Genomic DNA, 14,990 nt, shown 5'->3' on the forward strand with positions numbered 1-14,990 from the left:
ATCTTTGTTGATAATTGTAAGCCTTGTCATATAGCAAAATAAAAAAGAAAGGCTTGTGCTTATTTTTTTCACCCAACAAAAACTGCCATGCATGGTGTTACACACATGACAGTTGCTGGTTGCTTGTTGGCATGCCGCTACTTGTTTTGTTTTAATGGTGAGTCTTCATCTGCATCCGATCGTTGATTGATTTCGTTGGTGACTTCATTTGAAATCGTCGAGGATACGAGTTGCAACATTTCATTTACATCATTTTGGCTTTGTTTAAACTCTTTAACAATCGGAATTTCATCCACTTCGGCATGCAACGCGTTGATCTCTGCTTCCTTTTGGCGAACCCCTTCGGTTTTTCCGTAATGTTTCAAGTTCACAAGCTCTTTTTGCTTCGCCTTGATGTCGCTAATCATCTTTTGGATTTTTTCGTTTTGGTTAATCGTCTTCTCGGCTCTTCTAAAAAAGTCGACTTCTTCGGTGTCCACCATCATATTGGCTAGTTCCTTTGTTTTCGCCATAATTTCATCTTTTGTATACAAATGCTCCGTCATACGTTTTGCACCTCGCTATATGCTACCATTTCTCCATTTAATGACCATGTCTTCACATCGGTAATCTTTACGTCCACAAGTTTTCCGATGGAAGCTTTCGGTGCACGAACGTTGACGAGCTTATTCGTACGCGTGCGCCCGGCAAGGATCTCGGGATCTTTCTTGCTTTCCCCTTCAAGAAGTACTTCAACGGTCTGATCTTGCAACGCTTCATTGCTTTTTGCGGATAATTCGTTCACGAGCGCGTTCAACCTTTGCAGTCGTTCGCGTTTGACTTCATGAGGGACATTGTCTTTCATGCGCGCCGCAGGCGTGCCGTCGCGCGGCGAATAAATATACGTAAACGCGCTGTCATAGCCAATTTCTTTCACTAAGGAAAGGGTATCCTGAAATTGTTCTTCCGTCTCATTCGGAAATCCGACAATAATGTCAGTCGTAAACGTGGCGTGCGGCATGGCAGCTTGGATTTTGCGTGCAAGTTCCACGTATTCTTCTCTCGTGTATTTGCGTCCCATCAATTTCAATACGTCGCTGTTTCCATGTTGAACGGGCAAATGAATGTGCTCGAGAAGGTTGTTGCCTTTTGCCAACACATCAATGAGATGGTCATCAAAGTCACGAGGATGGCTTGTGGTAAAACGAACACGCGGAATATCGACTTTACGGATTGCATCCATTAAGTCGCCCAGTCCATATTCCTCGTCCAAATCTTTTCCATAGGCGTTCACATTTTGACCGAGCAACGTAATTTCTTTATAGCCTTGCCTGGCGAGATCACGCACTTCATGGATAATATCTTCGGGAAGTCGGCTTCGTTCTTTGCCGCGGGTATAAGGCACGATACAATACGTGCAAAATTTGTCACATCCGTACATGATGTTCACCCAGGCCTGAATTTTCCCCTGACGGCGCCGCGGCATGTTTTCTACGACGTCGCCTTCTTTGGACCAAACCTCCACGACCATTTCCTTGCCCTGGATCGCATCCTTTAGCAAATGGGGCAAACGGTGAATGTTATGGGTGCCGAAAACGAGATCCACATGTTGGTGTTTCTGCAGAATCCGATTGACGACACTTTCTTCCTGGGACATGCAGCCGCAAAGGCCGAGGACGACCTCCGGCCTTTCTTTTTTAAGGTTTTTTAAATTGCCCACTTCACCGAACACTTTATTCTCCGCATTTTCACGGATGGCACATGTATTTAACAAAATAACATCGGCATCATCGGTCGTATCCGTAGACGTAAATCCGAGTTCCTCGAGGATTCCGGACATATTTTCGGTATCGTGCACGTTCATTTGGCAACCATACGTGCGAATATAGTATTTTTTTCCGTTTCCGATGCTTTGCATGTCTTCGGGAATTTTAAAGTCATAATAAACTTCCACATCTTTGCGGCGCCGCTGGCCTCTTCGGTAATTAGGCTGTTCGTTTATTTTAATGCGCCGGCCGCCGATCTTCATGATTTCTTGGCCGTCTTCATTTATATCAATGGTGGCATTGGAGAAATCAAAGTACTTGCTGTAATCTTTTGTCGATGGACGACGTTGTTCCTCGTTCATGCGAGGGGAGCCCCCTTTCCTCTTTCCATTCCTCATCAAATTATAAAGCTTCCTTTCCCGGAAGACAACCACCTTCTATAAAGTGAAACTTCCATCAGAGAAGGTTTTTCATCTCTCTCTGATGGTTAGTTGAACGAATCGGGGTGTTAGCCGCCCGTTAACTCCCGCTCGCGGGCTTGAAGTGGGAGTTTTACGGGCGCTTACCACCGGGATTAACGTTCGTGTTGCATCGACAACGTTCGCAAACGATTAATGGCAGCCGCGATTTCAAAACGGCGCGGCCTCGCCAAATCGCCGGGATGTTTGCCTTTGAAAGGGGACAATTCATCCAATCCGGAAGAAGTTTCTCGTTCATAGATATCAAGAAGTTCTCCGAGCGTATAGTTTCCATTGACGTATTTTTTCGCCAAGTAGTGAAGCGTTCGTGCAATGGCTCTCGTCTGGCTGGGATCGATGCATTGTTCGACCGCGGAAAGGTCAATGGTTTCCTTTCCGTAAAGGATCGTATGTTTTCCGCGGGCATCGACCTTTTCTTTTTTTCCGCGCCGGGCATCAAAACTTTTTGCCAAAGGCTGGCGCGTGCTTGTCACCGAGAAAGGCGCCGATTCGTGGGTAATCCGCTGGCTGCGAGCTTCTTCTGCAATATCTTTCGCTTTGCCGGTGACGTCATACGGGCGGTATGCATCCATCATCGTCACCGTATCGGCAACATCGAAATAATCGCCTGTGCCGCCGACGACGATAATCGTGGAGACGCCTTCTTCCTCGTATAAGTCCCTTACCCGGTCGATGAACGGGGTGATCGGTTCTTTATCCGGAGAAACGAGTTGCTGCATGCGATAATCGCGGATCATGAAATTCGTCGCGCTCGTATCTTCGTCGATGAGCAATAGGCGGCTGCCGGCCTCGAGGGATTCAATAATGTTCGTTGCCTGCGAGGTGCTTCCGCTCGCATTGTCCGTTTGAAAGCGGTCCGTGCTTTTTTCATTCGGAAGGTCGTCGATAAACGGAGAAATGTTTACATTGGTCACTCCGCGTCCGTCCTCGGCACGTATTTTGCAAGCACTCGTGTCCGTGACGATATAGGCTCGCCCGTCTCCGTCGATATGATTGTAAATGCCGCGTTCCAGTGCCTCAAGCAACGTACTTTTGCCATGGTAACCACCGCCGACGATGACATGTACGCCTTTCGGGATAAGCATCCCCCGTATATCTCCGAAGTGAGGCAAGGAAACGGTTGCCGCCATCGTCTCAGGACTTGCAAAGGAGATGGCCCGATCGGGGTCAAGGGGGCGATTTTCCACCCCGCTCACTCTTGGCAGGATCGAACCGTCCGCGACGAACGCGAGCGCGTCACGCTCTTCCACATAAGCACGCAAGGCTTGTTGGTCATCGCTGAGCGCCACATGTTTTTTGAGCCCTTCCATATCAATATTATAGAGGGCTTGTTCAATCACACTCGGCAGTTGTTCGGTTAAAAGTTTCGACGCCTGCACACCCATGATCGTTCTTCCGCGCGCGGGCAAATGGATGGATAGACGAACTTCCACTTTCTCCATATCGCAAACGACCGCGGTTCGCTCCAATATTTCTTGCCCGGGGCGATCGATGAAAATGCTTTTTTCCGCCTTTTGTTGGCGAAGGGCCTTGCCAACCGAGCGAGCCACATAGTCTGTAAACGCTACGTTACGATGACCGCTTTCATATAAGTCCTTATCCATATGTAACTGCCGATGGTTAATCTCCACCCTTGCACGCGAGGGACTGGCATATGGATCTGCCTGTATGTGGTCCATATGTAAACGAAATGAAGGGAACGTAAACGTCCCGCGAATATCATTATATGCTTTGTACCCTTTACGATCGATTCGTTGTAAGGTTTCCTTTAATTGTTTCATCTCTCATTCACTCCAACTTCTACAGGTTGTTCAAAAAGTCCGGCATTGGCTTTGAAAAACTCAGCGCATCAGATACGCTGAGTTTTTCTTTCATCATCTTGGTTCAATAATGAGCTTAATGGCTGTTCGCTCTTCACCGTCAATCTCAATGTCGGTAAACGCCGGGATACAAACCAGGTCAATTCCACTGGGTGCTACAAACCCTCTCGCGATGGCAATTGCCTTGACAGATTGATTTAAAGCGCCTGCTCCAATAGCCTGAATTTCCGCAGCTCCTCTTTCGCGGATCACGCCCGCGAGGGCACCGGCGACTGAGTTAGGGGTGGATTTTGCTGATACTTTTAATACTTCCATGATTAGCCCTCCTATAGTTGTGGAATGGTACCTTTTATCCCTTACTATATTCTTTGGATCGTTCTCTATGCCTTACTGCTTGCATCTACTCGACGATTGGGTGGTCATCATTGATCAGGAGCCTCTCAATCTTTCGCGCTTTCCCTGTCTTGTCATCGAATTCCATAAATACGGCGTTTAATTGACTCCTTCCTTTCGCAATTTCAAATTTTGCCGGCAGTGACGTTTGGAATTTTTTCAAAACAACATCCTTGTCAACGCCGAGAATGCCATCGTATGGTCCGGTCATGCCGACGTCGGTCAAATAAGCGGTCCCGCCCGGCAAGACCCTCTCATCCGCTGTTTGAACGTGTGTGTGCGTTCCGATAACAGCACTGGCACGCCCGTCCAAGAACCACCCCATGGCTTGTTTTTCACTGGTTGCCTCCCCGTGAAAATCAACAAACACAAAGGGTGTTCGTTTTTTGGCGTCATCCACCGCCTTGTCCAGCGCCTGAAAGGGGCAGTCAATTGCTTCCAAGAACGTTCGTCCCATAGCATTGATGACGACGAGCTCCACTCCATTCACGTTCAGGGAGGTTTGGCCCCTTCCGGGAGCACCCGGCGGATAATTTAACGGGCGGATGAGGTTTGTTTCTTCGTTAATAAATGAAAATATTTCATTCTTTGCCCACGTGTGGTTGCCGAGCGTAACAACCTGAGCGCCAAACCCTAAAATATTTTTATAAATTTTTTCTGTGATCCCTTTCCCGCTCGCGGCATTTTCACCATTAACGATTGTCACCTGGGGCCTGTATTTCTGCTTCAGTTTCGGCAATTGGTCTTCCAGGATATTTCGTCCGGGGCGACCGACAACATCTCCGACAAATAATAGTCGCATGCGCTTAAGACCTACTTTCTAGTCATGAAGAGACATTTCTATCCTCACTTATACCCACTTTATATGACCTGTTAAACGTATTGCTTTTATGCAAATGGATATATTTAAGGGGGAGCAACCTTTTCGTACTCCGGTGAATGGATTTGTTTCAATCTGTTAAAAAACTCCGTAGTTGTTCTTAGCCGATCATCCATACATTTATACTTTTTTATAGGGTAAAAAAATAATAAAGCAGCACAAATGTGCTGCCTTATTTTGCATAATTAACTGCCCTCGTTTCACGAATAACGGTGATCCGTATGTGTCCCGGGTAGTCAAGTTCGTTTTCCACTCGCTTCGTAATGTCTCGTGCCAGCCGATGGGCCAACACATCGTCGATCAAGTCTGGTTTTACCATAATGCGGACTTCGCGACCCGCTTGTATGGCATACGTCTTTTCAACACCATCAAATGATTCTGCAATCTCCTCTAGTTTTTCTAAACGGCGAATGTACGTTTCAAGCGTTTCCCGTCTTGCTCCCGGTCTCGCGGCAGACAGAGCATCTGCAGCGGCAACGAGCGTGGCAATGACCGAGGTTGCTTCGACATCCCCGTGGTGAGAGGCAACGCTGTTCACAACGACCTCGTTTTCATTGTATTTTTTCGTTAATTCAACGCCGATTTCAACATGGCTGCCGTCGACTTCATGATCAATTGCTTTTCCAATATCATGAAGCAATCCGGCCCGTCTGGCAAGTTGCACATCTTCTCCGAGTTCCGCTGCCATTAAACCTGTCAAATACGCGACTTCGGTGGAGTGGTTCAAGACATTTTGCCCGTAGCTGGTTCTAAATCGCAGACGGCCCAAAATTTTGAGAAGATCGGGGTGTAAATGATGAATCCCCATTTCAAACGTCGTTTCTTCCCCATATTCACGTATCCGTTCATCAACCTCACGCCGCGCTTTATCCACGGTTTCTTCAATGCGGGCGGGATGAATCCGTCCGTCTTGAACGAGCCGTTCCAACGCTGTGCGCGCAATTTCCCTGCGAATCGGGTCGAAGCCGGAAAGAATAACCGCCTCAGGTGTATCGTCTATGATTAAATCAATCCCGGTTAGTGTCTCCAATGCGCGAATATTTCTGCCTTCACGCCCGATGATTCGGCCTTTCATTTCATCATTCGGCAAATGGACAACGGAGACCGTTGTTTCTGCAACATGATCCGCCGCACATCTTTGCAGGGCAAGGGAGAGAATATCCTTCGCCTTTTTATTCGATTCTTCTTTGACTTTATCCGTATGCTCTTTAATCATAACGGCTGTTTCATGTTCGAGCTCCCGCTCCGTTTCACTCCGAACAATCTGACGGGCCTCATCTTTCGTTAATCCTGAAATGCGTTCCAGTTCTTCTTGTTGCTCGGCTATCATTTGTTCCACTTTGCTATTCATCGTTTCTGTCTCTTCTTGTTTCTCAGCGAGTGCTTTTTCTCGACTTTCCAATGATGCTTCCTTATCGTCCAGCGTTTCACTTTTACGGTCAAGCGTTTCTTCTTTTTTCAGAACTCGGTTTTCTTGATTCTGAATTTCGGTTCTCCGTTCGCGAATATCGTCTTCGGCTTCGGAACGCAAGCGATATGCTTCATCTTTGGCTTCCAACATTGATTCTTTCTTGCTGTTATCCGCGTTGCGTTCCGCTTCTTCCATCATCTTTTTTGCCGTGTATTCTGCGCTCGAAATTTTTGCTTCGGCAATTTTTCTTCGGATGACATAACCTATAAACCCGCTTAAAACAGCAACGACAACAAGCAAAATGGAGATGGTCAAGATGAGTGTTCCGTCCATCTCGCCTACACCTCCTTTGCTATCCAATTGTACAGTTCATTTCCATTCGAAAACGTTGCGGGCTTTGCCTAACGAAAAACGGAGAGAATGCAGGCAGGCGATGCCTGCGTTCATTCGTTGGTGTTGATGCCTTTCGTTCTGTTGTTCAAAAAGTGCGGGTATCATGGGCGGTCGCTGTTCGCACCCAATGACGAATAAAGATTCTTTTCCCTATCGTCTTAAACGATGTCCGGTCACATAGTTTCTTGAAAACGACCTATGATTGATGAAACGGTCGTCTTTTCCGGTGCTTTCGCTCCGATTATGAATCGGTTCGAAGCCCGTTTGTTGCTCTTTTGTGCACATGCACGTTTGTTTGAACATACACCAATGATTTAAAACTTCTTCCTCATACTGTTTTCAGTTGTTTCAAACGATTGGGTAAAACATGATGCGTTACAACCAGAGAAAAGCCTTTTGTAAACGGCAAATCAATTGCTTGATTCTGCCGTTCCCCCAACATTCATATTTAATTGTATACTTGCCATTGTTCATATGTCAACCGTGTCAAACCCATCCATCCGAGGACAGAAAAGCCGGCTCGAGCAGCCGGCTTTTCCATCAGGACCCCGATGATGAATCTTGTGTTTCTTCCTTTTCCTCTTGTTGTTGGTGATTGGGAAGTTCATGGTGGTCACGGATGCGCGATTCTATTTCAGAAGCTACGGAAGAATGTTCTTGCAAATATTGTTTTGCATTTTCACGGCCTTGGCCAAGCCTTTCGCCTTCATATGCATACCAGGCGCCGCTTTTTTGCACAATTTCCAAGTCTGTCGCGATGTCCAACAGCGAACCTTCCCGGGAAATGCCCTTCCCGTACATAATGTCAACTTCTGCTTGGCGAAACGGAGGAGCCACTTTGTTTTTCACAATCTTTAACCGTGTCTTGTTTCCGACCGTCTCATTTCCCTGCTTCAATGCTTCAGCCCTGCGCACTTCCAGGCGTACCGAGGAATAAAACTTCAGTGCACGTCCCCCGGGCGTCGTTTCGGGGCTTCCGAACATGACGCCTACTTTCTCACGAATTTGATTGATAAATACCGCGATCGCGTTTGACTTGCTGATGGCCCCCGACAGCTTCCTTAATGCCTGTGACATCAAGCGGGCCTGCAAACCGACATGTGCATCGCCCATGTCCCCTTCAATTTCTGCTTTTGGGACAAGGGCCGCCACGGAATCAACAACGATAATATCAACAGCACCGCTGCGGACGAGCGCCTCCGCAATTTCCAATCCCTGTTCTCCCGTGTCCGGCTGCGAGAGCAGGAGTTCATCGGTATCAACACCAAGGGCGCGGGCATAAACAGGATCAAGCGCGTGTTCTGCATCAATAAACGCCGCTTGTCCGCCCTCCTTTTGCGCTTCCGCAACAGCGTGCAAGGCAACGGTTGTTTTTCCGGAAGACTCCGGTCCATATATTTCAACGACCCGCCCCCGCGGGTATCCGCCAACGCCGAGCGCGATATCCAGCGCCAATGTTCCGCTTGAAACCGTGGAGATGCGTTTTTCCGTTTCATCCCCCAACTTCATGATGGAACCTTTCCCGAATTGTTTTTCTATGTTTCTCAATGCTTGGTCAAGCGCTGCTTTTCTTTCACTCATGGCAATGCTCCTTTTATAGTATAAATTTATCATTTCGTTAAACCCATAGATACTGGCAAGTACCGATCGTTTCCCCTGCACCTATCATATCGTGTTTTTCATCATTTGCCAAGCATTATACGAACATTTATTCTGAAATAATCAGATGAGAAAAGGCCCTTCCTTATGGAAGAGCCCGGTATTCCCTAATTGGAGACGGAAGGGTTGGTTGTTTGCCGCCCGTGGCGTTTCGGTTTTGGTTTTGCCGGCTCCAGGTTTACGCGCGCACCGTTTACACGGGAGTGGCGCAAACCTTCATAAACAAAAGGAGCCACATCTTCCGGAACTTCCACGAACGTAAATTTTTCGAAAAGGTCGATGCGGCCGATCGATTTTTTTGAAATCCCGACTGCATCGGCAATTTCATCCACGAGTATTTTCGGAGTCAGGCTCACATTGCGGCCCACGTTCATAAAGAAACGGACCATGCCTTTTGCCGCGCCGGTATCACCAAAATAATACCCTTCTTCGGAGATGCTGTTTTCCGTTTGATAATTCATTTTCAACAGCGCATCAATGACTTCCCGCGGTTGATATTGTTCGAGCAGTTCCCGCGTTAACTCATCAAAGATCGATGTCTCTTCGCTATGTTCAATCACGCTAGTGATTTGCTGTCGCCACGAGTCCTGCTGTTTTTCCACGACTTCTTCCAGCGTCGGGATATCCCGGGTCGGCAAGGACATTTTGATTTCTTTTTCGATCGAGCGTAAATGCTTCATTTCCCGCGGAGTGACGAGCGTGAGGGCCTGGCCGCTCTTTCCGGCCCGTCCGGTTCGCCCGATGCGATGAACATAGGATTCCGGGTCTTGCGGGATATCATAATTAATCACGTGGGTGACGTTTTGAACATCCAGGCCGCGGGCAGCAACATCCGTTGCAACGAGATATTCAATCGTGCTTTCACGAAACCTTTTCATCACCGCGTCCCGCTGTGATTGGTTCAAATCGCCGTGAAGGCCGTCTGCGAAGTACCCCCGCGCCTGCAAGGATTCCGATAATTCCGCAACGCCTTTTTTCGTGCGGCAGAAAACGATCGCGAGTTCCGGATTGTAGCGGTCGATCACACGGCAAAGCGATTCAAGTTTGTTTTTTTCAAGGACTTTAAAATAAATCTGTTCAATCGATGGGGCCGTAACATCGCCTTTGCTGATGGATACGGTCTCCGGTTGCTGCATGTAGCGGCGGGACAATTTTCGTATCGGGTCGGGCATCGTTGCTGAAAAAAGCATCGTTTGCCGGTCCTCGTTCGTTTGTTTCAGAATCGATTCAATATCATCGATAAAGCCCATATCCAGCATTTCATCCGCTTCATCCAAAACAAGTGTCTGCACGCGGTCAAGCTTTAACGTTCTTCGGCGCAAATGGTCTTGAACCCGTCCCGGGGTCCCGATAACGACTTGTACCCCGCGTTTAAGCGCCTTAATCTGATGGCCAATGGATTGGCCGCCGTAGACAGGAAGCGTCGTGACATGCAAGTGCGTGGACAACTTTTGCAATTCGCCGGCCACTTGGATGGCGAGTTCCCGGGTAGGCGTTAGAACGAGCGCTTGGACGTGGGAGGAGGCGCTTAGTTTTGTAAGCAGCGGAATCCCGAATGCTGCCGTCTTTCCGGTTCCCGTTTGCGCTTGCCCAATTACATCTTTGCCGTCCAGTGCTTTCGGTATTGCTTGTTCCTGGATCGGAGAAGGCTCTTCAAAGCCTATCTCCTTAATTGCTTTTTTCACTTCCGGTTTAATATGTTCGCTTTCAAATATAGTCATGTTCTTCATCACCTTCTTCTATCAGTTAAGGAACCCGACGCCAACACGCTTTTCGCGGCAGGAGACGGGTATGTAATGGGCTTGGGGCCCACTGCTCACTTCTCGCCTCCCACCTCCAGCAAACAGGCACAAGCGTCTTTTACCGCCCTTCGCCGAATTGATGAACGGTCCCCGCGTAAACGTCGCTTGTAAACATGAGTTTTGTCCGGGGAGCTTATGCCGATAAACACTGTCCCTGGCGGGTGCCCTTCCTGGGGGCTCGGCCCGGCAACACCTGTCAACGAAACCCCTGTGTCTGTCCCGTATTCGTTTCTCACGCCTTCTGCCATTTCTTTGGCACATGCTTCACTCACAGCGCCATGTTGCTCGAGGGTCGCTGCCTTCACGTGAAGCTGTTTTTCTTTTGCTTCATTGCTATACGTAATGGCTCCTCCGGCATAAACGTCGGACGCTCCCGAAACATCGGTGAACGAAGCACCGAGCAATCCTCCGCTTACGCTTTCAGCCACCGCCAGCGTCCACCCTTTCGACCGTAAATCGTCGAGGGTTCTTGAAAATAACGTGTCCTCGTCGTACCCATATAAAAAAGATCCGCACCGTTTATAGACCGCCTCTTCCAACTCATCAAGCCTTTTTTTGGCATCGCTGCGATCGGTCGTCTTCACCGTCAAACGCAACGTGACTTCATCTTGGCCTGCGAGCGGTGCAATCGTCGGATTCGTTTGCTGGGTGATCAAGTCATGAACACGCGCTTCCAGCGCCGACTCGCCAATACCATAGAATTTGAGCACCCGTGACAACAAAAAATCACGCGATTCGTTCATGGCATCAAGAAAGGGGCTGACTTCTTCCTCAACCATCGTTTTCAACTCGTGCGGTGGACCCGGCAATAGAAAGAACCACGCATCCGAATGTTTATACACCATACCGCAAGCCAAGCCCGCGTTGTTTTGAAAGACGTGCGCCCCTTCCGTATGAAGAGCTTGGCGGCGGTTCGCATCACTTACGGTTCGGTTTCTCGATTCAAAAAAAGCTTCCACTTTGTCAAGCGCCTGCTGGTTATAGACGAGGTTGAGGCCGTACTCCTCTGCCAAAGCGTTTCTTGTTACATCATCCTCTGTAGGGCCAAGGCCGCCGGTAAGAATAACGATGTCATTCTCTTTTGCGGCAATCCGAATTGCTTGCCGAATGCGAGGCAAATTGTCCCCGACAACCGTATGTTTATATATATTCACGCCATGTTGCATGAGTTGATTCGAAAGGTATTGGCCGTTCGTATTTGCTATTTGCCCAAGAAGTAGTTCGGTGCCTACGGCAATGATTTCCGCGTTCATGGATGGATCTCCTTCCATTCATCTAAACGTCATTGAACACATGTTTATTTTTCACAAAGTAATCGATGCCGGAAAACACCGTCAAGATGAGAGCGATCCCCATCAACACCATCGCGATCGGCAATCCGAGAGCATCGAAAGGTGCATTGTGAACCATAAGGAAAAAAACTGCAAGCATTTGAAAGAGCGTCTTCCCCTTGCCGAGCGGACTGGCCGCAATGACTTTGCCTTCGGCTGCAGCCACTAGTCTCATCCCAGTGACGGCAAATTCGCGGCTAAGAATGACCACAGCAATCCAAGCCGGCAAAAAACCGACCTCTATAAGGGATAATAAAGCTGCTGTCACGAGCAGTTTGTCCGCTAAAGGGTCTAAAAATTTTCCAAAATTGCTGATGAGGTTACGGCTACGGGCAATATAGCCGTCAAGCCAATCCGTCCCCGCGGCAATGGCAAAAATAATCCCGGCAACCGCGTGGTTCACGGGCACCTCCGTCCCGAAAACATCTATGGGGGGACCCCATTGGAAGGGATAGAGAAAAATCAGCATAAATATCGGGATGAATCCGATACGGATGATCGTAATCTGGTTTGGCAGGTTCACGTAAAGCTTCCTCCTATAGGAACACCCTATATTCTAACAAAAATCATATCAAAGAAAAATGCCGACGTCCTAGCGTTTCCCGGAATTTCCTATGTAAGACACATTCCACCCTCTAAATTCAGCGGGAAACGGGGCCCCGGGATAAGCATCGAGAGTGGTGTATTGCAAGGGTTTTACTGCGATTCATTTTCTTTTTCAATGGTAATACGCTGGAAATCCCTTTCAGAAGGGTCTAATTCGTATTCCAATGCTTCGCCGTTCACATAAATCGTGAGCGCGGGGGTATAGCCGGCATTTACCGTAATCGAGTCATGTTCGCTGAAATCAAAGTCTTGTTCTGATTCATCGGAAGGGGCAGCGGCCGTTTCTACGATCGAGTCGTCATCATTCGGTTCTTCACGAAAATCAACATAACTGTCCGCTTCTTCATCAAAATCAAGCGTTATCTCCAATGTATCACTGTCTATCGTATAGATGGAATTATATCCGTCCGTGATTTCCTCAAAAGAGAGTTGTCCATTCTCACTTTCTCCGTTATTGCCGCTCCCTTCGTTGTCATTCCCGTTTTCTTCGTTGCCGTTCGTTTCTTGCGTCGTCTCTTCTTCATCCGCCGTTTCATTAACGATATCAACATTCCCGTTTTCCTCTTCATCAGAAGCGAGGTCGCCACCTCCGCCGTCAATGTTGGAAACCCAAATGACAGCGACAATCGCGACGAGGAAACAAACAACCAAAACAGAAGGAAGGACACTATTCTTTTTTGTCCCTTCCTGGGAGGATCGTTTCGTTTTTGACCGTTCTGTTCTGGTAGGAAGGTCTACCGACTCTTTTCTCGGTTTCGGCAAATCATGCTCAAACTCCGAAAAAACTTCTTCAGGTTCAAGTTCCAGCGCTTCTGCGTAACTTTTAATAAATGCACGGGCATAGAAAGCGCCGGGCAAATCGTCATAGCGCCCTTCTTCTATGGCCAATAAATAGCGCTTTTGAATTTTCGTTCGTGTTTGGACTTCATCAAGCCCCCACCCTTTTTCTTCACGCTTTTCCTGTAAAAATTGCCCTAATTCAGCCATGCTAAAAACACCTGCCACTTAGCTAATATCAAAAGAAGAAAAACCCGATTCCACCATTTCATAGGTAATTTCTTCGTTTACATCATTACGAAGTTCAATGATGCAATCAAAATCTTTTAATGTATATGCTGTTTCACGCACAAAAATATCCGGATGCTCCACAACTTTTACAGCGGACAAGCGCATAATCTCATCGACGAGGGTGCGATGCTTTTCCGGTGCACGCATGGTCGTAACAATCCCGTCGATGATATAAACGAGCTCTTCACCGAATTCATCCTCGGGAAGCGTGCTGCGAATCGTTTGCCGTAACAGTGTAGAAGAAATGAAAGACCAGTGTTTATTCGCACAAACGCTAGCGGCTACGATCGATTCGGTCTTCCCGACTCTCGGCATCCCCCGCACACCTACGAGATAATGGCGCTTCTCTTTAAACAGCTCTGCCAAAAAGTCGACCAACAACCCAAGCTCATCACGAACAAAGCGATACGTCTTTTTATCCCCCAGATCTCTTTCGATATAACGCCCATGCATGACAGCCAATCGATCCCGCAGCCTCGGAATCCGAAACTTTTTAAGCGAAATCGCATCCATCGTTTGCAATATATCACGTAATCGTGTTACATGATCATCGCTGGCACTGCGAATCAACATTCCGCGCCGATCATTTTCGATGCCGTTAATCGATACAATATTAATCGATAACATGCCAAGTAACGAGGAAATGTCCCCCAGTAAGCCGGGACGGTTTTGACGAATCTGATATTCAAAATACCACTCTTTTTTTTCCATCCCGTACCTCCTTCTTCATGGTCTATTTTTTATAAAGGTTATGCAAAAAGTCCTGGAAAAATAAGCGTTTATGGAACTTCGAGAATCCTCTCCGAAGGGGAGGGTTTTCTCGCTCCTCCCATTTTCGCCTCATTTGTCTTATTAATGTTGTCGATTTCATTTGCACTTGTTGTCATTTTACGTTATTTCTTAGCGTTTGAACAGTAGTAGACCGTTTCTTTTTGTTAATGGAGGAAAAAGAACGATAGTCACGGGGACCTTTATCACAAGTTAGGTATAGATCAAAAGAGAGCACCCACGGCCACAGAATGCTGTGTCGAGGATGCTTCAGGGGATGCATGTAATTTTATTTTTCCTGTACCAGCTTCACCATTACATTCGCGATTGCGTGTTGCTCTTGTTCATCAGCCACGTGCCACAAATCAGACAATACCCTTTCTTGTTCGTTTTTAGGGTCTACGTTGTTGGCCAAATAATCGCCAACTTGAAAAGCCACATCGGAAATTGCACCGTTTTTCATGCCATCATCTTCGGCATTGTGCAAGCTGTCCCCCAAAAACGACTTCCACTGTTCCCAATTGTCCAATACGGACATCGATCGTTCCCTCCTTGTCAGTCAAACTTCGTTTTACGGTCATAGTTTGACTTCAAGAATCAGAAAATATACACCGATGCTAACAGAAGCAATGCGG

At 47.6% G+C, this 14,990-nt stretch carries 13 protein-coding genes; all 13 read right to left on the reverse strand.

The genetic code is table 11. The annotated features are described in order from the left end of the window. Nucleotides 1-137: 137 nt before the first annotated feature. On the reverse strand, nucleotides 138-545 hold the full coding sequence (locus EPH95_RS02500) for a YlbF/YmcA family competence regulator (RefSeq protein WP_142087054.1): 408 nt from the start codon (nucleotides 543-545) through the stop codon (nucleotides 138-140). Beyond that, the gene (gene miaB / locus EPH95_RS02505) at nucleotides 542-2,107 is read right to left on the reverse strand and encodes a tRNA (N6-isopentenyl adenosine(37)-C2)-methylthiotransferase MiaB (protein ID WP_227004021.1); all 1,566 of its coding nucleotides are present in this window, start codon (nucleotides 2,105-2,107) and stop codon (nucleotides 542-544) included. The genes EPH95_RS02500 and miaB overlap by 4 nt, the downstream gene beginning before the upstream one ends. Nucleotides 2,108-2,319: 212 nt before the next feature. Beyond that, a complete protein-coding gene (locus EPH95_RS02510; RefSeq protein ID WP_142087056.1) occupies nucleotides 2,320-4,005 on the reverse strand; it encodes an ABC-ATPase domain-containing protein in 1,686 nt (561 codons plus the stop codon). 93 nt (nucleotides 4,006-4,098) lie between these two features. After that, on the reverse strand, nucleotides 4,099-4,359 hold the full coding sequence (locus EPH95_RS02515) for a stage V sporulation protein S (RefSeq protein ID WP_090398902.1): 261 nt from the start codon (nucleotides 4,357-4,359) through the stop codon (nucleotides 4,099-4,101). Between the two features lie 85 nt (nucleotides 4,360-4,444). Then, on the reverse strand, nucleotides 4,445-5,239 hold the full coding sequence (locus EPH95_RS02520) for a TIGR00282 family metallophosphoesterase (protein ID WP_142087058.1): 795 nt from the start codon (nucleotides 5,237-5,239) through the stop codon (nucleotides 4,445-4,447). A 250-nt stretch (nucleotides 5,240-5,489) separates the two neighbouring features. Further along, nucleotides 5,490-7,061 carry a ribonuclease Y gene (gene rny / locus EPH95_RS02525; protein ID WP_142087060.1) on the reverse strand — a complete coding sequence of 524 codons (1,572 nt, stop codon included), beginning with the start codon at nucleotides 7,059-7,061 and terminating at the stop codon, nucleotides 5,490-5,492. Between the two features lie 600 nt (nucleotides 7,062-7,661). Continuing rightward, a complete protein-coding gene (gene recA, locus EPH95_RS02530; RefSeq protein ID WP_142087062.1) occupies nucleotides 7,662-8,702 on the reverse strand; it encodes a recombinase RecA in 1,041 nt (346 codons plus the stop codon). A gap of 185 nt (nucleotides 8,703-8,887) precedes the next feature. Then, nucleotides 8,888-10,501 (reverse strand): DEAD/DEAH box helicase, encoded by a 1,614-nt coding sequence (locus tag EPH95_RS02535; RefSeq protein ID WP_142087064.1) that lies wholly within the window; start codon nucleotides 10,499-10,501, stop codon nucleotides 8,888-8,890. 95 nt (nucleotides 10,502-10,596) lie between these two features. Then, complete coding sequence (locus EPH95_RS02540) at nucleotides 10,597-11,835, reverse strand: competence/damage-inducible protein A (protein WP_142087066.1); 1,239 nt, start codon at nucleotides 11,833-11,835, stop codon at nucleotides 10,597-10,599. A gap of 22 nt (nucleotides 11,836-11,857) precedes the next feature. After that, the gene (pgsA, locus tag EPH95_RS02545; protein ID WP_142087068.1) at nucleotides 11,858-12,436 is read right to left on the reverse strand and encodes a CDP-diacylglycerol--glycerol-3-phosphate 3-phosphatidyltransferase; all 579 of its coding nucleotides are present in this window, start codon (nucleotides 12,434-12,436) and stop codon (nucleotides 11,858-11,860) included. 173 nt (nucleotides 12,437-12,609) lie between these two features. Continuing rightward, nucleotides 12,610-13,506 (reverse strand): helix-turn-helix domain-containing protein, encoded by an 897-nt coding sequence (locus EPH95_RS02550; RefSeq protein WP_142087069.1) that lies wholly within the window; start codon nucleotides 13,504-13,506, stop codon nucleotides 12,610-12,612. Nucleotides 13,507-13,524: 18 nt separating this feature from the next. Continuing rightward, on the reverse strand, nucleotides 13,525-14,298 hold the full coding sequence (locus EPH95_RS02555) for a DUF3388 domain-containing protein (protein ID WP_142087071.1): 774 nt from the start codon (nucleotides 14,296-14,298) through the stop codon (nucleotides 13,525-13,527). A gap of 346 nt (nucleotides 14,299-14,644) precedes the next feature. Next, a complete protein-coding gene (locus tag EPH95_RS02560) occupies nucleotides 14,645-14,893 on the reverse strand; it encodes a DUF3243 domain-containing protein (protein ID WP_142087073.1) in 249 nt (82 codons plus the stop codon). Nucleotides 14,894-14,990 lie beyond the last annotated feature (97 nt).

It is taken from the genome of Salicibibacter halophilus, assembly GCF_006740705.1.
GTDB lineage: Bacteria > Bacillota > Bacilli > Bacillales > Marinococcaceae > Salicibibacter > Salicibibacter halophilus.

Excerpts from the sequence above, each read along its gene's own strand:
- EPH95_RS02500 (WP_142087054.1), bottom strand. The coding sequence starts at position 545 with ATGACGGAGCATTTGTATACAAAAGATGAAATTATGGCGAAAACAAAG.
- miaB (WP_227004021.1), bottom strand. The coding sequence starts at position 2,107 with ATGAACGAGGAACAACGTCGTCCATCGACAAAAGATTACAGCAAGTAC.
- EPH95_RS02510 (WP_142087056.1), bottom strand. The coding sequence starts at position 4,005 with ATGAAACAATTAAAGGAAACCTTACAACGAATCGATCGTAAAGGGTAC.
- EPH95_RS02515 (WP_090398902.1), bottom strand. The coding sequence starts at position 4,359 with ATGGAAGTATTAAAAGTATCAGCAAAATCCACCCCTAACTCAGTCGCC.
- EPH95_RS02520 (WP_142087058.1), bottom strand. The coding sequence starts at position 5,239 with ATGCGACTATTATTTGTCGGAGATGTTGTCGGTCGCCCCGGACGAAAT.
- rny (WP_142087060.1), bottom strand. The coding sequence starts at position 7,061 with ATGGACGGAACACTCATCTTGACCATCTCCATTTTGCTTGTTGTCGTT.
- recA (WP_142087062.1), bottom strand. The coding sequence starts at position 8,702 with ATGAGTGAAAGAAAAGCAGCGCTTGACCAAGCATTGAGAAACATAGAA.
- EPH95_RS02535 (WP_142087064.1), bottom strand. The coding sequence starts at position 10,501 with ATGACTATATTTGAAAGCGAACATATTAAACCGGAAGTGAAAAAAGCA.
- EPH95_RS02540 (WP_142087066.1), bottom strand. The coding sequence starts at position 11,835 with ATGAACGCGGAAATCATTGCCGTAGGCACCGAACTACTTCTTGGGCAA.
- EPH95_RS02550 (WP_142087069.1), bottom strand. The coding sequence starts at position 13,506 with ATGGCTGAATTAGGGCAATTTTTACAGGAAAAGCGTGAAGAAAAAGGG.
- EPH95_RS02555 (WP_142087071.1), bottom strand. The coding sequence starts at position 14,298 with ATGGAAAAAAAAGAGTGGTATTTTGAATATCAGATTCGTCAAAACCGT.
- EPH95_RS02560 (WP_142087073.1), bottom strand. The coding sequence starts at position 14,893 with ATGTCCGTATTGGACAATTGGGAACAGTGGAAGTCGTTTTTGGGGGAC.